General features: G+C 34.3%; 24 protein-coding genes and 1 pseudogene. 19 read left to right on the top strand and 6 right to left on the bottom strand.

The window, feature by feature from the left end; all coding sequences use genetic code 11:
- Nucleotides 1–24: 24 nt before the first annotated feature.
- The gene (gene rpiA / locus DN410_RS02310) at nucleotides 25–690 is read right to left on the bottom strand and encodes a ribose 5-phosphate isomerase A (RefSeq protein WP_149175227.1); all 666 of its coding nucleotides are present in this window, start codon (nucleotides 688–690) and stop codon (nucleotides 25–27) included.
- A 4-nt stretch (nucleotides 691–694) separates the two neighbouring features.
- Nucleotides 695–1,015, bottom strand: a complete 321-nt coding sequence (locus DN410_RS02305; protein ID WP_149175154.1) for a 2Fe-2S iron-sulfur cluster-binding protein — start codon at nucleotides 1,013–1,015, stop codon at nucleotides 695–697.
- 143 nt (nucleotides 1,016–1,158) lie between these two features.
- On the opposite strand from DN410_RS02305, the gene DN410_RS02300 reads away from it, so the two are divergent.
- Both DN410_RS02300 and clpP read left to right on the top strand, forming a co-directional pair.
- Nucleotides 1,159–1,845: an RNA polymerase subunit sigma-70 gene (locus DN410_RS02300; protein ID WP_149175153.1), complete on the top strand. Its 687-nt coding sequence runs from the start codon at nucleotides 1,159–1,161 to the stop codon at nucleotides 1,843–1,845.
- Nucleotides 1,846–1,866: 21 nt separating this feature from the next.
- Nucleotides 1,867–2,448 carry an ATP-dependent Clp endopeptidase proteolytic subunit ClpP gene (gene clpP / locus DN410_RS02295; protein ID WP_071711998.1) on the top strand — a complete coding sequence of 194 codons (582 nt, stop codon included), beginning with the start codon at nucleotides 1,867–1,869 and terminating at the stop codon, nucleotides 2,446–2,448.
- A gap of 44 nt (nucleotides 2,449–2,492) precedes the next feature.
- On the opposite strand, the gene DN410_RS02290 is transcribed toward clpP, so the two are convergent.
- A complete protein-coding gene (locus tag DN410_RS02290) occupies nucleotides 2,493–3,350 on the bottom strand; it encodes a glycine betaine ABC transporter substrate-binding protein (protein ID WP_149175152.1) in 858 nt (285 codons plus the stop codon).
- Nucleotides 3,351–3,521: 171 nt separating this feature from the next.
- Here DN410_RS02290 and DN410_RS02285 point away from each other — a divergent pair, with 171 nt between their 5' ends.
- On the top strand, nucleotides 3,522–4,727 hold the full coding sequence (locus tag DN410_RS02285; protein WP_000370606.1) for a quaternary amine ABC transporter ATP-binding protein: 1,206 nt from the start codon (nucleotides 3,522–3,524) through the stop codon (nucleotides 4,725–4,727).
- Entirely contained in the window at nucleotides 4,720–5,556 is an 837-nt protein-coding gene (locus tag DN410_RS02280) for an ABC transporter permease (RefSeq protein ID WP_001084762.1), read from the top strand. The genes DN410_RS02285 and DN410_RS02280 overlap by 8 nt, the downstream gene beginning before the upstream one ends.
- Nucleotides 5,557–5,606: 50 nt before the next feature.
- On the opposite strand, the gene DN410_RS02275 is transcribed toward DN410_RS02280, so the two are convergent.
- Nucleotides 5,607–5,843: a hypothetical protein gene (locus DN410_RS02275; protein WP_149175151.1), complete on the bottom strand. Its 237-nt coding sequence runs from the start codon at nucleotides 5,841–5,843 to the stop codon at nucleotides 5,607–5,609.
- A gap of 215 nt (nucleotides 5,844–6,058) precedes the next feature.
- On the opposite strand from DN410_RS02275, the gene DN410_RS02270 reads away from it, so the two are divergent.
- The 6 genes and pseudogenes from DN410_RS02270 to DN410_RS28705 all read left to right on the top strand — a co-directional run.
- Entirely contained in the window at nucleotides 6,059–6,232 is a 174-nt protein-coding gene (locus DN410_RS02270; protein ID WP_149175150.1) for a glycine zipper domain-containing protein, read from the top strand.
- Nucleotides 6,233–6,348: 116 nt separating this feature from the next.
- Nucleotides 6,349–6,861 carry an HIT family protein gene (locus tag DN410_RS02265; RefSeq protein WP_149175149.1) on the top strand — a complete coding sequence of 171 codons (513 nt, stop codon included), beginning with the start codon at nucleotides 6,349–6,351 and terminating at the stop codon, nucleotides 6,859–6,861.
- Nucleotides 6,845–7,669: a PP2C family serine/threonine-protein phosphatase gene (locus DN410_RS02260; RefSeq protein ID WP_149175148.1), complete on the top strand. Its 825-nt coding sequence runs from the start codon at nucleotides 6,845–6,847 to the stop codon at nucleotides 7,667–7,669. Before DN410_RS02265 ends, DN410_RS02260 begins: the two co-directional genes overlap by 17 nt.
- An 11-nt stretch (nucleotides 7,670–7,680) precedes the next feature.
- Entirely contained in the window at nucleotides 7,681–8,127 is a 447-nt protein-coding gene (locus DN410_RS02255; RefSeq protein WP_149175147.1) for an NUDIX domain-containing protein, read from the top strand.
- Between the two features lie 35 nt (nucleotides 8,128–8,162).
- Complete coding sequence (locus tag DN410_RS02250) at nucleotides 8,163–8,525, top strand: DUF4181 domain-containing protein (protein ID WP_255446638.1); 363 nt, start codon at nucleotides 8,163–8,165, stop codon at nucleotides 8,523–8,525.
- A 53-nt stretch (nucleotides 8,526–8,578) separates the two neighbouring features.
- Nucleotides 8,579–8,653 (top strand): annotated as a pseudogene (locus DN410_RS28705) (uridine kinase); the annotation flags it as partial.
- A gap of 30 nt (nucleotides 8,654–8,683) precedes the next feature.
- On the opposite strand, the gene DN410_RS02240 reads toward DN410_RS28705, so the two are convergent.
- The gene (locus DN410_RS02240; protein WP_149175146.1) at nucleotides 8,684–9,193 is read right to left on the bottom strand and encodes a GrpB family protein; all 510 of its coding nucleotides are present in this window, start codon (nucleotides 9,191–9,193) and stop codon (nucleotides 8,684–8,686) included.
- A gap of 38 nt (nucleotides 9,194–9,231) precedes the next feature.
- The gene (locus DN410_RS02235) at nucleotides 9,232–10,077 is read right to left on the bottom strand and encodes an oxidoreductase (RefSeq protein ID WP_218947453.1); all 846 of its coding nucleotides are present in this window, start codon (nucleotides 10,075–10,077) and stop codon (nucleotides 9,232–9,234) included.
- A 243-nt stretch (nucleotides 10,078–10,320) separates the two neighbouring features.
- Between DN410_RS02235 and DN410_RS02230 the strand changes: the two genes are divergently transcribed.
- The 9 genes from DN410_RS02230 to DN410_RS27785 all read left to right on the top strand — a co-directional run bounded on the left by DN410_RS02230 (nucleotide 10,321) and on the right by DN410_RS27785 (nucleotide 18,295).
- A complete protein-coding gene (locus DN410_RS02230; protein WP_149175144.1) occupies nucleotides 10,321–10,800 on the top strand; it encodes a DinB family protein in 480 nt (159 codons plus the stop codon).
- 169 nt (nucleotides 10,801–10,969) lie between these two features.
- The gene (gene acoA, locus DN410_RS02225) at nucleotides 10,970–11,968 is read left to right on the top strand and encodes an acetoin:2,6-dichlorophenolindophenol oxidoreductase subunit alpha (protein ID WP_149175143.1); all 999 of its coding nucleotides are present in this window, start codon (nucleotides 10,970–10,972) and stop codon (nucleotides 11,966–11,968) included.
- A gap of 17 nt (nucleotides 11,969–11,985) precedes the next feature.
- Nucleotides 11,986–13,020 carry an acetoin:2,6-dichlorophenolindophenol oxidoreductase subunit beta gene (acoB, locus tag DN410_RS02220; RefSeq protein WP_000198893.1) on the top strand — a complete coding sequence of 345 codons (1,035 nt, stop codon included), beginning with the start codon at nucleotides 11,986–11,988 and terminating at the stop codon, nucleotides 13,018–13,020.
- A 27-nt stretch (nucleotides 13,021–13,047) separates the two neighbouring features.
- Complete coding sequence (locus DN410_RS02215; protein ID WP_149175142.1) at nucleotides 13,048–14,253, top strand: dihydrolipoamide acetyltransferase family protein; 1,206 nt, start codon at nucleotides 13,048–13,050, stop codon at nucleotides 14,251–14,253.
- A gap of 15 nt (nucleotides 14,254–14,268) precedes the next feature.
- Nucleotides 14,269–15,648 (top strand): dihydrolipoyl dehydrogenase, encoded by a 1,380-nt coding sequence (gene lpdA, locus DN410_RS02210; protein ID WP_149175141.1) that lies wholly within the window; start codon nucleotides 14,269–14,271, stop codon nucleotides 15,646–15,648.
- A 764-nt stretch (nucleotides 15,649–16,412) separates the two neighbouring features.
- Nucleotides 16,413–17,183: a DeoR/GlpR family DNA-binding transcription regulator gene (locus DN410_RS02205; protein ID WP_149175140.1), complete on the top strand. Its 771-nt coding sequence runs from the start codon at nucleotides 16,413–16,415 to the stop codon at nucleotides 17,181–17,183.
- 12 nt (nucleotides 17,184–17,195) lie between these two features.
- On the top strand, nucleotides 17,196–17,738 hold the full coding sequence (locus DN410_RS02200) for a GNAT family N-acetyltransferase (RefSeq protein WP_149175139.1): 543 nt from the start codon (nucleotides 17,196–17,198) through the stop codon (nucleotides 17,736–17,738).
- A gap of 27 nt (nucleotides 17,739–17,765) precedes the next feature.
- Complete coding sequence (locus DN410_RS02195; protein WP_149175138.1) at nucleotides 17,766–18,104, top strand: NIPSNAP family protein; 339 nt, start codon at nucleotides 17,766–17,768, stop codon at nucleotides 18,102–18,104.
- A gap of 17 nt (nucleotides 18,105–18,121) precedes the next feature.
- Nucleotides 18,122–18,295, top strand: a complete 174-nt coding sequence (locus DN410_RS27785) for a hypothetical protein (RefSeq protein ID WP_179958560.1) — start codon at nucleotides 18,122–18,124, stop codon at nucleotides 18,293–18,295.
- Nucleotides 18,296–18,307 lie beyond the last annotated feature (12 nt).

Below are 18,307 nucleotides of genomic sequence, written 5' to 3'. Positions count from 1 at the left end.
AAGCCGACTTTAAAAAGTCAGCTTTCATGATAATTCTTTTATCCCATTGTTAGTTCCGATAATTGCTTTATTCGTCATATTTATAAATAAACCTGTTTCCACTACACCAGTAATCATTTTTAATTTTTCGTGTAAAGTAGCTGGATTAGATATATGATTAGGGAACACACAATCGATAATCATGTTATTGTTATCCGTTATAAATATATCGTTATTTTTTAAACGTAACGTTGTTTGACACCCTAAAGATTGAATTTTATTTTCAGTTTGTTTCCATGAAAAAGGTATAATTTCAACAGGCAATGGGAAAGTACCTAAATGTGTAACAACTTTTGATTCATCAGCAATTATAATTAGTTCTGTGGAGGAGGCGGCAACAATTTTTTCGCGAAGTAAAGCACCACCGCCACCTTTTATTAGCTGTAAATTCGAATCAATTTCGTCAGCTCCATCGATTGTCAAATCAAGCGTTTGTATGTCATTTAACGAAATCAGTGGAATGTTTAGTTGTTGTGCTAATGCTTCTGTTTCCTTAGATGTAGGTACAGCTTGAATGGATAACCCTTCTTGTACACGTTGTCCTAACTTTTGTATCATCCAATATACAGTTGAGCCTGTACCAAGCCCAACTTTCATTCCATCTTGTACAAAGTTAGCTGCGTATTCACCTGCAAGCTGTTTTAAATTCATCATATTACTCCACCGGACGTGGCCCAGCATCAAGACCGGAATTTTCGACTGTAAGCACCGGGCGAACAACTATATCTTTATGTACGCGCATTTGACAAGATAGTCGTAAATGATCTTCAATCCCTTTTTCCGTCATCGCATTTTTTTCATTCGTACTCACTTCACAGAAGTCACCTGCTATTATTTCTACTCTACAAGTTGTGCAACGTGCATTCCCACCACAACGATGGAGAATGTTGACACCGCTATCTTCAATTGCTAATACTAACTTTGTTCCTTCTTTTACATCAAAAGTTCCCGTACCTTCAATTGTTAATTTTGGCAAAATTGTTCCTCCTCACGTAAAATTGTACATAACATATTTATGACCGCGAATTATTGAACATAAACATAAATTTTTTATATACCCCGTAACTTTTTTATTTGTTGTATCGTTTATAAAGTAAGCGCTGAAAAGGAGTGGTTATTTTGTGCACAAAAGTAACTGAGATTTTAAAGAATCATATCGATATGAATCATTCAAATAAAAGCTTTTTAATCGAGAACTATGCAGAGCTAAAAAGGTACTGCACATTTTTAACGAAAAACAAATGGGACGGAGAAGATCTCGCCCAAGAAACAGTTTGTAAAGTTCTCCAAAAATACGGTAATAAAGATATTTGTATGACACTTCTATATAAAATAGCTAGAAATCGTTGGTTAGACCAGATGAAGTTAAAATCAGTTCATAAAAAAATAAAGGAACAAATTACTTTTGAAGAACCACATGAGAAAATTGCAGATCTACATGAAATGGTAGGGAAAGTATTAGCATCATTAAATGTACAGCAATCCGCAATTTTATTATTAAAAGATGTGTTTCAATATAGTATCGCTGATATTGCTAAAGTATGTGCTGTATCGGAAGGTGCAGTGAAAGCTTCTTTATTTCGGAGTAGAAATAGGCTAAAAACTGTAAGTGAAGAAGGAATTGAGATAGTCGAATTCACAGATGATATTGATATTGTTGTAACGTCTATTCGTGAAGAAAGCCCGGAATTATTAACAAAACTTCTTCCGACAATAGATTTTACTAAGTTACCATCTAAACAGCCAGTCTTATTATTTAATGCGAAAAAGCCTTCTTCCTACAGTTGTATGCTTTGCGCAGCATAACAATTATTGGAGGGATTAAAAATGAATACAATTCCATACGTCGTAGAACAAACGAAATTAGGAGAACGTTCCTATGATATATATTCAAGGTTATTAAAAGACCGCATTATAATGATCGGTTCAGAAATTAACGATCAAGTAGCGAGTAGTGTAGTGGCTCAATTATTATTTTTAGAAGCAGAAGATGCGGAGAAAGACATATTCCTGTATATTAATAGTCCTGGCGGTTCAACGACAGCAGGTTTTGCGATATTAGATACGATGAATCTAATTAAACCGGATGTGCAAACACTTTGTATGGGATTTGCGGCGTCATTTGGTGCATTGTTATTATTATCAGGTGCAAAAGGAAAACGTTTTGCATTACCTAATAGTGAAATTATGATTCATCAGCCGCTCGGTGGTGCAAAAGGGCAGGCAACGGAAATTGAAATAACTGCAAAAAGAATATTAAAGTTAAAGCATGATATTAATAAAATGATTGCAGAAAAAACAGGGCAATCACTTGAACGAGTAGCCCATGATACAGAAAGAGATTATTTTATGACCGCAGAAGAAGCAAAGGAATATGGGATTGTAGATGATGTTGTTGCGAAAAAATAACATGAAGCAGGCTAGAGAGTAATGGATATTCTCTAGCCTGCTTTTTAATCTTTCATCCATTCATCAACTAACGATTGATTCTTTTTAATCCACTCCCGCGCAGCTTCTTCTGGATCTTTCGTTTTATTTAACATGACCATTAACGTACCAAGCTGTTCATCATTCATTTTCCATTTATCAAAGTATTTCACAACTTCTGGATGATCCGCTTCAAAACCTTTTCGTAATGAGTAATAAATGTCATCTTTTTCACCATATACTTTCTTAGGGTCTTTTAAATATTTTAAATCAAATTCTGAAAAGCCCCAATGCGGATTCCAAAGCGTAACAGCGATTGGTTTCTTTTTCGTATATGCTTTCTTTAGTTCACTCATCATCGCGGCTTCAGAAGATTGGACAAGTTTTAGTTTTATATCATATTCCTTCATTGCTTTATTCGTTAAATTCATAAGACTACTACCGGGTTCTATACCGACGATTTTGTTATCTAGTTCATCTTTATGAGCATTTAAATCCTCGATACTGTTTATGTTTTTCATATAAGAAGGTACGACAAGGCCAAGTCCAGTACCTTCATACCATTTTGATTTTAAGACAATATCATCTTTATAACGATCGTTTAGCGGTTTATCCGTAACGGGTAGCCATACTTCTAAATTAGCATCAACATCACCGCGAGCGACACCAGTCCAAATTGCCGCTTTTTCTAAATACATCAGCTCAACCTTATAGCCTTTTTGTTCTAATAGAACTTTCCACATGTTTGCTGTTGCGATGTTTTCTTTCCAACTTGTTACACCAAGTTTAATTTTTCCTTTCGAATTTGCATTTGTTGCATTACATGAGGTGAAAATCATAGTAATAAATAATGCAAGGCAGATCAGCCATATTTTCTTTCTCATTGAAAACCTCCTAAGAAACGTTTGCCTTGTTAAATAAATGTATAAGTAAGCATTCTTATTATGAACGGAAACGAGAATTTTAAAGAAATCTTATGAATGTCATTTTTATGTAATATTTCTTTGTAAAATCGCAACACTATGTGAATAGATGGGTAGAAAAGGAGTAGTGACATGGATAATACAAAGGTGCGTGTTGAAAACGTAACAAAAGTATTCGGGAAACATCCGCAAAGAGCCCTTTCCTTATTAAAAGAAGGAAAAAGTAAATCAGAAATTTTGAAAGAGACAGGAATGAACGTTGGTGTGAAAAAGGCAACGTTTGAAGTGTACTCAGGAGAAATTTTCGTTATTATGGGATTGTCAGGCAGCGGGAAATCTACGTTAGTTCGTATGTTAAATCAATTAATCAAACCGACAGCAGGTCATATTTACATAGATGGTGAAGACATCGCTACGATGGGAAAAGAAGAGTTGCGGAGAGTAAGAAGAACGAAAATGAGTATGGTGTTTCAAAAGTTCGCTCTATTTCCGCATCGTACGGTTATACAAAATGTTGCATATGGTTTAGAAATACAAGGAGTTCCGGTTGAAGAGCGAGAGAAAAAAGCGTTAGAATCGCTACAGTTAGTAGGACTCGATCATCATAAAGATAATTATCCAAGTCAACTTAGTGGTGGTATGCAGCAGCGCGTTGGAATCGCAAGGGCACTAACAAATAATCCAGATGTATTACTAATGGACGAGTCATTCAGTGCATTAGATCCACTGATTCGAAAAGAAATGCAAGATGAATTGTTAGAGTTACAAGATAAAATGGAGAAAACGATTATATTTATTACGCATGATTTAGATGAAGCGCTTCGAATTGGAGATCGTATCGCATTAATGAAAGATGGAGAAATTGTCCAAATTGGAACGCCGGAAGAAATTATGATGAGCCCCGCTAATGAGTTTGTAGAAAAGTTTGTTGCGGACGTGAATTTAGGAAAAGTAATTACGGCTGAGTCTATTTTAAAACGACCAGAAACTTTATTAATTGATCGTGGACCTCGTGTAGCCCTTCAAATTATGAGGAATGCTGGTGTTTCAACTGTATATGTTGTAAACAAAAAGTATGAATTTTTAGGTATATTAACTGCGGATGATGCGAGTAAAGCAGTACAAAAACAGTGGCCAATTGCTGATTTATTACTTAATGATATTCCACATGTGTATTTAGATACTTTACTGGAAGAGACGTATGCAAAAATGGCGGAGATGAAATATCCGTTACCAGTAATCGATGAGAAGAAAAGGCTAAGAGGAATTATTAAACGTGAAAGTGTCATTCAAGCTCTTGCAGGAAACATTGAGGAAGAGGTGAAAGACGATGAATAGTATACCGCGTATTCCATTAGGGGAATGGGTCGACTCATTTGTTGCAAGTTTATATGAGCACTTTGAAGGCTTATTCCGAGGATTCTCTTATATCATCGGTGGATTCGTTGATTTACTCACTAATTTTTTAACAATAATACCAGCGATATTGATGATTATTATCCTTTGTTTCCTCATTTGGTACACAACGAGAAAAGTATCTTTAGTTATTTTTACACTTATCGGGTTATTATTTATTTTAAATATCAACTACTGGGCACAAACGATGCAAACATTAGCACTCGTACTTACATCTGTTATTATTTCAATCATTGTAGGAATCCCAATCGGAATTTTAGCTTCTCAAAATGAACGCTTCTCAAAATTTTTAAAACCGACATTAGATTTTATGCAAACAATGCCGGCTTTCGTATATCTTATTCCTGCGATTACATTTTTTGGAGTAGGTGTTGTTCCTGGTATTATTGCATCAGTTATTTTTGCAATGCCGCCGACAATTCGTTTTACTGACTTAGGAATTAGACAAGTTCCAGAAGATTTAATTGAAGCAGCGAATGCATTTGGCTCAACCGCATCACAAAAATTATTTAAAGTACAATTACCACTTGCAACGGGAACAATTATGGCAGGTGTAAATCAAAGCATTATGCTCTCATTATCAATGGTCGTAACAGCATCTCTTGTAGGAGCACCAGGTCTTGGAGTTGACGTATACCGCTCTGTAACACAAGTTAATATCGGAATGGGATTTGAAGCGGGACTAGCTATCGTCGTGATTGCGATTATATTGGACCGTATTACACAAGGATTTCATCAAAAAAGAAGATGAACAAAAAAACACACTTTAGTATACAAAGTGTGTTTTTTTGTTCGAAAAGATTACATACGAACAATAACAGAACCGCCAGCCGGTGCACAAACTTGGTTTTGCTGTTGCTCCATTGATTTTATTAATTGATTATTTTCTTCGATTAATGAGATTAATTTCGCTAATTGGCTTTCAAGACTTGCGATGCGCTGCATCATATATTGAGAATCATGGTGCAGTGTATTTCTTACTGGATGCGGGGAGTAAGTATATTGTTGATTTAAATTTGGATGCCAATGAGGATGCATTTGAATCGTTCCTCCTTCAATAAATTACTGATCTTTCCTATAGTAAATGCCTATGTATATGTAATGGTGACTTGAAAATTCTTTCAAACGAAGAGGATTATGTAGAGGAAATGGAAAAGTAATAAAGTACATTTTTTGGAATTTATTAAGTGGAATAGAGAATATATTAGGAAACAGCAACGTTCATGTAAATGGGTATTATATGGGGAGAAATTATGAGAGGAGATGCTATTGTGGCCAATAATAAAAAAAGAACTGATGCAATGACAATAGGTATCGGTATAGGGGTTGTAATCGGTGTATTTCAAGGGTACTTTACAAATAATTTAGTAATCGGAATTGTGATTGGAATTGCAGTTGGAGTGGGAATTACGGTATTGCGAAAATAATAAGTTGCAAATTTTCATAGTGAAAATAGATTAAATCGTATCTTATAAATATTAATAGAAAATAACAATTTAAAAGATAGAATTTTCGGAATAAAAAACCTATTTTTCCTTTTTTTATGATATTATATATAAAAAGGATGGTGATGGATATGTCAATAAACAATCAAGTAGAACAAAACTGCTTTATTTGTGAAAAACATAAAGGAAATATTATAGTTCCAGGTGGTACTATTTATGAAGATGATCTTATATACGTTGGACATGTCCATTGGGATAGAGAAGAAACATACCTGGGTTATATAATGATAGATATAAAAAGACATGTACCTGGCCTTGCTGAACTAACAGATGAAGAAGCGAAAGCGTTCGGACTAATAACAAGTAGAGTAAGTAAAGCGCTAAAAGAAAGTGAAAGTGCGGAACATATTTACACTTTTGTTTCAGGAAATGGTGTACCACATATGCATATGCACATCATACCGCGTTATGCAAATACACCAAAAGAGTTTTGGTCACCAACTGAAATAGCGGGATGGACAGGTGCACCTCATGGAGGATCGGAGCAAATACAAAAACTATGTGAAAGAATACGAAAGTATATGGTAAATGAGTATGCATACAACAAATAATAAACAATATTCATGGGTTGGAAGTAAGGAAATGTGTCTAGGTGAAATCTCAGTTAAGCAATATGGGGATATTGTACTTGGCAAATATGGAGGAAATATAAGTGCTGGAGCAAAAAAGAATGAAGATGGTGCTTTCATTCTATCTAATGGTGATTGGGAATTTACAGCTATTTTAGACGGACATAATAGCGCAGAAAGTGTTGAGCTAGTAGTAGACACAATTGAAAAAGAATATGAAAATATCAACACGATTATGAAAGAACCAATTGAAACAGTTTTTCGATCTGTTGAAAATCATATACTTACAATTTTTCAATCACAATCATTTAAAGAAAAGTGCAAAAGAGTAAAAGGTGAAACAGCTTGCTTAATATGTATAAGAAAAGAAAATTACATATGGTGGCTATCTATTGGCGATTGTTTAGTTTATGTATTTCATGAAGAGTTACATAAATTAGGACAATATACTTTGAATCAACGCCATTTTTATGAGTGGATTGGTAATGTTAACACATTTGATTTACCCGTTCCGTGCTATTCGTCAGGAGTTCGTGAATTGCGTACTGGTAACAATCGAATTGTAATGGTAACAGATGGGGTATTAGAGTGCGGGGAGCGTCGTTATGAAACGCCATTAAATCTGTATAATGATATGAATAGAAATAATATAAAACTTGAAGAAAGTGTTCATCATGTATTAGAGCACGTTCATCATCAATTCGGACGCGATAGTGCGACAATTATTAGTTGGGACGTAAAAAATAAAATACATGCTACGTATCCGAGTGATCAGCCAGAGAAAAGGTAAAGGAGGCACAAATGATTAGACCGTGTTTACGGGCAGAAGTAATGATTGTAAACGAAGAACACACAAAAATACTAGTACAATGTGATGAGAACGAATCATTTTATCGTTTTCCTGGTGGATCAATTGAATTTGGTGAAACGGCCCAAGAAGCTATTATGCGAGAATTGTTGGAAGAGTATGATTTAGAAGTTTTTGTTCAACAATTAGCTATTGTAAATGAGCATATTTTTACGTGGAATAACGAAAAAGGTCATCATTGTACATTGATGCATTGGGGAGCTGCTAGAGAAGTAGTTATGAATCCAATAAGGCATAAAGAACATAAGGATATTATATTAACTTGGAAAAGTTTAGATGAATTAAAGGAGAAACCAACATATCCTGAAGGGATTGTAAATTACTTAGAAAATCATAACCGTAATATAGTCCACTTTATTTTAAATAATTCAATGGAGTAATAGGAGGAATGGAAATGAGAACCTATACGTTTTGAATTATAATCTTTGTTTTTTGTATAGTTGGCTATTTTTTAGAACAATTTTTAAGAAGAAAATTGAATATGCCAAAGAAAGGCTTATGGGGATATAATAAACATGTAAATAGCTTACATAAAAAATTAGAAATAGGACTAATTTTTGTTTATTTAATAACTAGTTTCATTTATATATTCAAATTCGAAAGCGCTAATATTGCGTATGTCATTTTTACTTATTTAGGGGTTTCCTGGATTTTAAGAGCATACATGGAGTGGAAGTATGATAGAGAATCGAAAGAGTACGTTATTTCGTTATTCGGATTATCTTCATTTATCCTTATGATTTCGATGATGTTTTACTTCGTTCCGACTGCTGTATGACAAAATAATTATTGAAAGTACATTAATAATGTGATGGAATTTTAAATTGTTTAGTAGAAAGTCATATGCCACATGAATTTGCAGATATTATTATTGCTGGCACAAATAATGAAATAACTAATAAATAAGAAACCATCTACTGCTAAATGGTTTCTTATTTAAGCATTTATTTTAGCTAAAATAGATTTAACGAAATTTGTTTTATCCTCTGCATATTGATGTTTATCATTAGGATTAGCTTGTGAGAGTTGAATCTTTAACTGCTCATACTGTATACGAGAAATTTTATTATTTATTAAGTAATCTCTGAATTGTAATTGTTCTATTAAATATTTATTCCCTTGTTCATACATATGAATTTGATGAGTTCTTGGCTCGCCTTTATTAAAATAGTATCTTTCAGGCAGTACATCTTTTCTGTATTTATAATTTAGTAGTTCTAACTCCTTAATACATTTTAAACCGTCCGTATAATCTTTTAATTCGATTGCAATATCAATAATTGGCTTTGCACTTAAATGTGGGATAGACGTACTACCAATATGGTGTATCGTTACAATATGTTCACCAATTTGTTCTTCAATGAATTGTTTCTCTTTTATAAACTCAATTGCCCATTCTTCAGTCCACGGAACTAAAAATACTTTCCCGTACGGTAAACCTAACATTTAATTAGCACCTCTTTCAAAATGGTTTAAAAAGTCTATTACATTTTCTTAAAGCTTCTCAAAACAAGGTATTCCCACAATCTCCAAGGAAGAATCTTCTTCGCAAAAACCATAAATTTGACACCTTTTCCGATTGGATAACGTAAATTCGTACGCTGAGATTCAGCGATTTCTACGATTTTATTAGCAACATCTATCGGATTACCAAATGTATCACTGCCACTATTAATATGTTTTTGTATTTTATCCATATATTCTTTGTAAGGAGAAGTAGTATCAGATTGGTTTGTAGCTAGTTGTTTACCAACTTCCCAAATATTCGTGTTATAAGAACCAGGTTCGACTAAAGCAACATCTATTCCGAAAGGTTGTACTTCTAAACGAAGGGATTCACTCCATCCTTCTAATGCGTATTTTGAAGATACGTAAGGAGATAAACCAGGGAATCCGACTTGGCCACTAATGCTACTTATGTTAATGATTTTTCCACTTCTTTGTTCTCTCATATATGGTAAGACAAGTTGAGTGATTGATATTGCGCCAAAAAAATTCGTTTCAAACTGTTTACGGTATTCCTCCACTGGGATTTGTTCTACAAATCCTCCATTTGCATATCCTGCATTATTAATGAGAAAGTCTACTCTATTGATTTCTTTTAAAAATAATTGAAAGTGATGTATAGAATTTTGATCGGTTACATCTAATTGTTGAACTGTTATATTTTGTTGTAAGTTGAGTTTAGTAGCTTGAGATAGTAAGTCTACTTTTTTCTCAACATTTCGCATTGTAGCTATAACTATATAGTCTTTTTTCGCAAGTTCAAGTGTCGTTAATAGTCCGAATCCACTTGAAGCCCCTGTAATAACCGCGATTTTTTTATTCATTGGTCGCTCGCTTTCTTTTTCTTTTATCATAACGAGTTGTAAGCAGAAAATCTATTAATCTTACATATTGTTTCCATATATATTCATTTTATTTTTAATTGCAGGAACTGATGTATGGTTCAAGTACTTAGCTATTCTTAATTTGCATATGTATGGAATGGTTTTAAAGAAGGGAATTGTGCAGAATCACCGTATATAGAGTAGAGAGTATTGTATAAAAGTTGATGAAATGGAGGAAGAAAAATGGCCCATGTGAAAGATGTATTAGCTGATCAGTTATTAGCGAATGCGAATGATCCCAGTTGGTATATTCCATTTTCAGATGCAGTTAAGGATTTACCAGAGAGAGAAGCTTTTTGGAAACCGAATGAAGAGAGTAATAGTATAGCAGAAATTGTACAACATTTACTGTACTGGAATTCAACGTGGCAAACTAGGTACAAAGAATCAAATGTTAATGCCGTACCTGCTATTGGAGATAATAACAAAAGTTTTATGTTATCAAATAATCAAACATTTGAAGAATTAAGAGAAAAACTTTTAGAGAAATTGTTGCAATGGCAAGATCTCATAAATGAAGAAAAGGTTGAAAGTGATGTAACGGGATTTCCTGTTTCTGCAAAGTGGTGGGAAGTGCTAGCGAATGTCACGACCCATAATGCATATCATATCGGTCAAATTATTTACATCCGGAAGTTACAGAAGAGTTTTGATAATGAATAAGATAATAATTCTCAAATTAGGTGAACAAAAGTGGACAAAACGAGACAGATGTCTCATTTTGTCCACTTTTTTATTTTTAAAAGAAAGAGAAAAGCTATTAAATTAAGGATTAGAAATTGGCACGGTACTTGCAATATAAAAGATGAACAAGAAAATAGGAGGGCTGGATATGTTAAAAACAACTGAAAGTAAAGGGAATGAAATTACGAAAGAACAAGCTCGTTGGATGTATGAAAAAATGTTAGAGATTCGTAAGTTTGAAGATAAGGTACATGAATTATTCGCGCAAGGCGTTCTGCCAGGTTTCGTTCATTTATACGCAGGTGAGGAAGCGGTAGCAGTTGGTGTATGTGCCCACCTAACAGATAGCGACAGTATTACAAGTACGCATAGAGGACATGGACATTGTATCGCAAAAGGCTGTGATTTAAACGGTATGATGGCTGAACTTTTCGGGAAAGCGACAGGATTATGTAAAGGAAAAGGCGGCTCCATGCATATTGCCGATTTAGATAAAGGAATGCTTGGTGCGAATGGAATTGTAGGCGGTGGCTTCCCACTTGCTTGTGGTTCAGCATTAACAGCTAAATATAAAGGAACGAAAGATGTAAGTGTTTGTTTCTTCGGTGACGGAGCAAATAATGAAGGAACATTTCATGAAGGAGTTAATTTAGCGGCGATTTGGAAGTTACCAGTTATTTTTATTGCTGAAAATAACGGTTACGGTGAAGCAACGACATTCGAATATGCTTCAAGTTGTGATTCCATTGCAGATCGAGCGAAAGCTTACAATATTCCAGGTGTTCAGGTGGATGGGAAAGATCTACTTGCAGTATATAAAGCCGTGGAAGAAGCGATAGAACGTGCGCGTAATGGCGGTGGGCCAACAATTATTGAATGCATGACATATCGTAACTACGGTCATTTTGAAGGCGAAGCGCAAACATATAAAACTTCAGAAGAAAAAGAGGAACATTTAAATGAAAAAGATGCGATTGTGAATTTCCGTAAGCATTTAATTCATGAAGCTTTATTAACTGAATCTGAACTTGTAAATATGGAAAAGGCAGTAGATGAAGCAGTGAAAAGATCGATTGAATTTAGTGAAATTAGTCCCTATCCAGAGGATGAAGAATTATTAAAAGATGTATACGTTTCTTACAAATAAGAGGAGGGTGAAAAATAATGACTAGAACAGTAAGTATGTCAACTGCAATAAATGAAGCGATGAAAATATCAATGCGACGTGATGAAAATGTAATTTTAATCGGAGAAGATGTTGCAGGTGGTGCACAAGTTGATCACTTGCAAGATGATGAAGCATGGGGCGGTGTACTCGGTGTTACAAAAGGACTTGTACAAGAATTTGGCCGGAATCGTATATTAGATACACCAATTTCAGAAGCAGGTTATATGGGAGCGGCGATGGCAGCTGCTGCAACAGGTTTACGCCCGATAGCTGAATTAATGTTTAATGATTTTATCGGAAGTTGTCTTGATCAAGTATTAAACCAAGGTGCAAAGTTCCGCTATATGTTTGGTGGTAAAGCGAAAGTACCAGTTACAGTACGTACAATGCATGGCGCTGGTTTTAGCGCAGCAGCTCAGCATTCACAAAGTTTATACGCATTATTTACGAGCATTCCGGGTATAAAAGTTGTCGTTCCTTCTACTCCATATGACGCAAAAGGCTTATTATTAGCAGCAATTGAAGATGACGACCCAGTAATCTTCTTTGAAGATAAAACACTATACAATATGAAAGGTGAAGTGCCAGAAGGGTATTATACAATTCCTTTAGGAAAAGCAGATATTAAACGTGAAGGTTCTGATGTAACGATTGTTGCAATTGGAAAACAGGTTCATACAGCACTTGCAGCGGCTGAACAATTATCAAAAAAAGGGCTTGAAGTAGAAGTAATCGATCCACGTTCTTTATCACCGCTTGATGAAGATACGATTTTAGCATCTGTTGAAAAAACAAATCGCCTTATTGTTATTGATGAAGCAAATCCAAGATGTAGTATCGCAACAGATATTGCGGCAATTGTGGCGGATAAAGGATTCGATTTGCTAGATGCACCTATTAAACGAATTACAGCACCACATACTCCAGTTCCGTTCTCGCCACCACTTGAGAAGTTATATTTACCAACGCCGGAGAAAGTAATTGAAACTGTATCAGAAATGATTGGAGACCAATCGTTATTACATGTGTAATGAAACGATGAGAAGGGAGAGAAAACTATGGCTGTAGAAGTTGTAATGCCAAAATTAGGTATGGCGATGAAAGAAGGTATTATTTCGAATTGGAATATTAAAGCAGGCGATCATGTAGCAAAAGGTGAACTAATTGCTAGTATTAACTCGGAAAAAATCGAAACTGAAATAGAAGCACCAGCTGATGGAACTGTTCTTGATATAGCTGTAAGTGAAGATGAAGGGGTTCCACCTGGAACTGTTATTTGCTACATCGGTAAACCGAATGAAAGAGTAGACGTTCATGAAAGTACACATGTTGTAGAAGTAAAAACATCTAATATAGAAGTACAAAATGTACAACATCCAGAACCCTACGCGAAAGAAGTGGCGAAGCAAAGAATCAAAATATCTCCGGTAGCGAAAAAAATTGCAATAACTGAAAATCTTGATATCAAGGCATTAGTTGGTACAGGTCCTGGTGGAAGAATTACCAAGGCGGATGTATTAAAAGCGCTTGAAATAAGAGTGAACGTTCCAGAAGTACTTGAACAAGAAAAAGAAAACAGTAAAGTAATTTCTGTTACCAGTATGCGGAAAGCAATCGCAAACCGTATGCATGCAAGTTTACAAAATAGTGCGCAATTAACATTAACGATAAAAGTAGATGTTACCGACTTAGTAGATTTACATAAAAATATGGCTGATACTGTACAAAAACGATATGACAATAAATTAACAATTACAGATTTTGTTTCTCGTGCTGTTGTATTAGCACTTGGGGAACATAAAGAAATGAACAGCGCTTATATAGATGATGCAATTCATCAATTTGAACATGTTCATTTAGGCATGGCAGTCGCATTAGAAAAAGGATTAGTCGTTCCGGCTATTCGCTTTGCTAATAATCTATCTTTAGTAGAGTTATCTAAACAAATTAAGAATGCGGCACAAAAGGCACGAACAGGCAGTTTAAATAGTGATGATATGCGAGGGACAACCTTTACAATTAGTAATTTAGGTAGCTTCGGTATTGAATATTTTACGCCAGTATTAAACACACCTGAAACTGGTATTTTAGGTGTAGGTGCTATTGAACATGTTCCTGTATATAAAGGGAAAAAATTAAGAAAAGGAAGTATGTTACCTTTAAGTTTAACATTCGATCATCGTGTATTAGATGGTGCACCAGCAGCTGCATTTTTACGTACAATTAAAGATTATTTAGAAGAACCTGTAACAATTCTTTTATAAAGAGAAGGTGAGAGAATGAATAAATTAGTTGTTATTGGAGGCGGACCTGCTGGCTATGTAGCGGCAATTATCGCAGCTCAAAATGGAAAAGATGTCACTCTTATTGATGAAGCTAATCTTGGCGGGACTTGTTTAAATGTTGGTTGCATGCCTACGAAATCATTGTTAGAAAGTGCAGAAGTGCATGATATTGTGAGAAAAGCGAATCATTATGGAGTTACGCTTAACGAAGGAAGTATTTCAATTGATTGGAATCAAATACAGACGAGAAAATCACAAATTGTTATGCAGCTCGTCCAAGGAATTCAATATTTAATGAAGAAAAACAAAATTAAAGTAATAAAGGGGAAAGCGAAATTCGAAACGGATCACCGTGTACGGGTTACACAGGGTGATAAAGAAGATGTAGTAGATGGAGAACAGTTCATTATAGCAGCAGGTTCAGAACCGACCGCATTACCTTTTGCTCCATTTGATGGGAAGTGGATTTTAAATAGTAGCCATGCGATGTCTCTAGAAAAAATACCAAACTCATTATTAATCGTTGGCGGTGGTGTAATAGGTTGCGAGTTTGCAAGTATTTATAGTCGTCTTGGAACAAAAGTTACGATTGTTGAAATGGCACCGCAATTATTACCTGGTGAAGATGAAGATATCGCACATATTTTAAGAGAGAAACTAGAAAAAGATGGCGTAGAAATATTTACAGGAGCAGCTTTAAAAGGATTAAATAATTATAAAAAGCAAGCCTCATTTGAATATGAAGGAAATATCCAAGAAGCCAATCCGGAATTTGTTCTCGTTTCTGTCGGCCGCAAGCCACGTGTACAACAATTAGATTTAGAAAAAGCAGGAATTCAATTTTCAAATAAAGGAATTTCTGTGAATGAACATATGCAAACAAATGTATCACATATTTACGCAGCAGGTGATGTGATTGGTGGAATCCAGCTTGCTCACGTTGCCTTCCATGAAGGAACGACAGCAGCATTGCACGCAAGCGGAGAAGATGTGAAAATAAACTATCATGCTGTACCTCGCTGTATTTATACGGCTCCAGAAATTGCAAGCGTCGGTTTAACAGAAAAAGGAGCAAGAGAGCAATATGGTGATATACTTATTGGAGAATTTCCTTTTACAGCGAACGGAAAAGCACTTATTATTGGAGAACAAACGGGTAAAGTAAAAGTCATTGTGGAACCTAAATATCAAGAAATTATAGGGATTTCTATTATCGGTCCTCGTGCAACCGAACTAATCGGACAAGGAACTGTAATGATTCATACAGAAGTTACCGCTGATATTATGAGAGATTATATTGCGGCACACCCAACTTTATCTGAAGCGATTCATGAAGCGCTATTGCAAGCGGTAGGGCATGCTGTACATGCTTAAATAGAAATATGTATGTTTACAATTTTTTTCTGAAAGATCAGTCGGAATAAAACTAATAATTATGATTTGTGCAGTGTTATTATACACCGCTAGATGGTGGTGATATAGCTTTCAATTCATGCACAATGTTATCATAACGGATTTTTTAACTATGTTTGGATCTTCTATAATGATCGTTATTTCTATAGGGAGTAAGCGTATTAAAAATATTCTTTTAATGAACCCTATAAACTTTATTAGTAAAATTTCATATAGCTTGTATTTATATCACTGTGTTACATTATTAACTTTTTGTCACTGGCTACAATATAAAATGAGTTATCTTTTTATATTAATACTAAGTTTCGTATGTGCAATGATATTAGCGACCTTATCATATTATTGTATTGAAAAACCTTCTATTAGGTTAGGTAAAATATTAGTTAGAAACTATAGTTCATCCGCTATAAAAAATTATTTATCAATTAAATTAAACAAGCGAAACATGTAACTATGGAGTGATCTGGATAATATGTTATAAAAGAATTCATAATGAGTAAGATGAATTTCGAAAATTAAAAACGGACTGTGATTAAAAATAGAACTTTTAAGATTTATTCTTAAGTTCTATTTTTTTGTAATTTATTTGGATAATTCACGAATGTGAAACGTGTAATAAGCACAGGAAGCAAAAGAATCTTCATATGTATTGTGAACAGATAAAAACGTGCCTATAATTAAAATAAAGATTAAATTTCTGAATCTTCAATAACGGTGGTGGAAACATGTTTACTGAAGAGCGTAGAGAGAAAATTTTAGAGTTACTTAATAAAGATGGGAGGGTAATCGCAAAGGAGCTTGCGGAAAGTTTCGATATGTCCATCGATTCTATAAGAAGAGATTTGTCTATTATGGAGAAGGATGGTTTATTAAAAAGAACGCACGGAGGTGCAATGGAACTTACGCGAGTGAGAAACTTAGTTGCCGAACCATCTAAACGTAGCAGTGATAACTCAAGAGGCGAAGAATCGATCGCTAAAGTTGCTGCAGGCTATATACAAGAAGGAGATTCCGTTTTTATTGGTGGGGCTTCTATTCATTATGCCATGTTAAAATATTTACCTGAAACACCATTTACAGTTATTACGAATTCTATAGAAATTGCTAGTAAGTTACGGGAGTATAAGAATGTTGATACGTACTTAATTGGTGGAAAGGTGAACCCATCAGGAAACATGACAGATACACTTGCCTCTGAATTGATAAGTAGATTTTCTATTGATCTTTATTTTTCTACAGGTGGTGGTATTTCATTGAATGGTATAAGTAATGAAACACCGGAAGTTTCATATTTAGGAAAAAAAGTAAGTACAATTGCAAGAAGAAATATTTGTTTAGCTCCTCATAATAAACTTGGAATAGACTGCTTTATAAAAGGAGAGTCACTGATTGAAATTGACCTTATAATAACAGATTCGGAGGCTAGTAAAGAAACGATTCAAGAATTTGAGAAACAAGGTAAAGAGATTGTAATAGCGTCAATAGACTGCATTTAAAAGGAGTTTGAAATGATTATAAAAGGACAAGAGTTTCATATAAATGGATTAACTTATACAATTCGTTCTGCATTTGAAACAGATGCGGAGCAGTTATCGGAAATTAGAGTTCAGATCGATGGAGAAACTGAAAATATGGATAGAGAAGCTGGAGAGGGATTTATAGATAAAATAGGATTTCAAAAAATAATAAAAACAGATAGTGTAGAGACGAAGAATCTGTTTTTAGTTGCAGAAGTGCACAACCGAATCGTTGGGTTTTCTAGATGTGAAGGGTCAAATCTGAAGAGATTATCTCATAAAGTAGAATTTGGCGTTTGTATTTTAAAAGAGTTTTGGGGATATGGAATGGGTAAGAGTCTATTGCAACAATCTATTCATTGGGCTGATGAAAATGAGATTAAAAAGATATCATTACAAGTATTAGAGACAAACCAAAAAGCCATTCAACTTTATAAAAAATTAGGTTTTGAAGTAGAAGGTATTTTAAAAAATGATAAAAGACTGTCGGATAGGAAGTATTATAATACGGTTGTAATGGGAAGATGTATTTGAGTCTGTGCATAAAAGAGGTGGGAATGTATGTTTTATAGAAGAAAGTACTATATAGTAAAAAGTGAATTTATTAAAATATTTAATGATCATTTTAATAATACGAACTTACCTAATCAGTTAAAGCATGGCTCTAGGCTAATAGGACGCTGGATGAAAGATAATAAGAATGGTACGACTGAAGTGTTTGCCATATGGGAATATGATAGTTATGAACATTATAAAGAAATTGAATCAAAAATTAGAAGTGATGAGAAGCATGTTAGAAGAATACATGATTGGTATGAAAAGCATGGCGGGAAAGAATATGTTTTACAGGAGTACATAGTAGAGATGAAAAATGAAGAGTTAGTATGTACTGTAAAGTGATAGAGGGGTGAGGAATAATGGGAATTAAAACAAAATTATATTTTAGTTTAGCATCCACTATTTTATTTGCGATAGCGGTGATAGTTTTCTTTATAAATGATACGCCACAAAAGTGGTTTTGGTTATGTATTTTCTTTGCGTCCATTATACAAATTATAGTGCTACTAAAAAAGAATAAAGAAGCGAATTAAGATATTCAAATT

Source organism: Bacillus sp. SH5-2 (assembly GCF_008368905.1).
GTDB lineage: Bacteria > Bacillota > Bacilli > Bacillales > Bacillaceae_G > Bacillus_A > Bacillus_A luti.
Note: the sequence above shows the minus strand (reverse complement) of the source record. Positions and strands in the feature narration are given on the sequence as shown.

Coding starts and splice junctions, on each gene's coding strand:
- DN410_RS02285 (WP_000370606.1), top strand. CDS start 3,522: ATGGATAATACAAAGGTGCGTGTTGAAAACGTAACAAAAGTATTCGGG.
- DN410_RS02270 (WP_149175150.1), top strand. CDS start 6,059: ATGAGAGGAGATGCTATTGTGGCCAATAATAAAAAAAGAACTGATGCA.
- DN410_RS02200 (WP_149175139.1), top strand. CDS start 17,196: ATGATTATAAAAGGACAAGAGTTTCATATAAATGGATTAACTTATACA.
- DN410_RS02290 (WP_149175152.1), bottom strand. CDS start 3,350: ATGAGAAAGAAAATATGGCTGATCTGCCTTGCATTATTTATTACTATG.
- DN410_RS27785 (WP_179958560.1), top strand. CDS start 18,122: ATGGGAATTAAAACAAAATTATATTTTAGTTTAGCATCCACTATTTTA.
- DN410_RS02255 (WP_149175147.1), top strand. CDS start 7,681: ATGATTAGACCGTGTTTACGGGCAGAAGTAATGATTGTAAACGAAGAA.
- DN410_RS02260 (WP_149175148.1), top strand. CDS start 6,845: ATGCATACAACAAATAATAAACAATATTCATGGGTTGGAAGTAAGGAA.
- DN410_RS02230 (WP_149175144.1), top strand. CDS start 10,321: ATGGCCCATGTGAAAGATGTATTAGCTGATCAGTTATTAGCGAATGCG.
- acoA (WP_149175143.1), top strand. CDS start 10,970: ATGTTAAAAACAACTGAAAGTAAAGGGAATGAAATTACGAAAGAACAA.
- rpiA (WP_149175227.1), bottom strand. CDS start 690: ATGAATTTAAAACAGCTTGCAGGTGAATACGCAGCTAACTTTGTACAA.
- DN410_RS02280 (WP_001084762.1), top strand. CDS start 4,720: ATGAATAGTATACCGCGTATTCCATTAGGGGAATGGGTCGACTCATTT.
- DN410_RS02240 (WP_149175146.1), bottom strand. CDS start 9,193: ATGTTAGGTTTACCGTACGGGAAAGTATTTTTAGTTCCGTGGACTGAA.
- DN410_RS02235 (WP_218947453.1), bottom strand. CDS start 10,077: ATGAATAAAAAAATCGCGGTTATTACAGGGGCTTCAAGTGGATTCGGA.
- lpdA (WP_149175141.1), top strand. CDS start 14,269: ATGAATAAATTAGTTGTTATTGGAGGCGGACCTGCTGGCTATGTAGCG.
- DN410_RS02205 (WP_149175140.1), top strand. CDS start 16,413: ATGTTTACTGAAGAGCGTAGAGAGAAAATTTTAGAGTTACTTAATAAA.
- acoB (WP_000198893.1), top strand. CDS start 11,986: ATGACTAGAACAGTAAGTATGTCAACTGCAATAAATGAAGCGATGAAA.
- DN410_RS02215 (WP_149175142.1), top strand. CDS start 13,048: ATGGCTGTAGAAGTTGTAATGCCAAAATTAGGTATGGCGATGAAAGAA.
- DN410_RS02265 (WP_149175149.1), top strand. CDS start 6,349: ATGATATTATATATAAAAAGGATGGTGATGGATATGTCAATAAACAAT.
- DN410_RS02195 (WP_149175138.1), top strand. CDS start 17,766: ATGTTTTATAGAAGAAAGTACTATATAGTAAAAAGTGAATTTATTAAA.
- clpP (WP_071711998.1), top strand. CDS start 1,867: ATGAATACAATTCCATACGTCGTAGAACAAACGAAATTAGGAGAACGT.
- DN410_RS02275 (WP_149175151.1), bottom strand. CDS start 5,843: ATGCATCCTCATTGGCATCCAAATTTAAATCAACAATATACTTACTCC.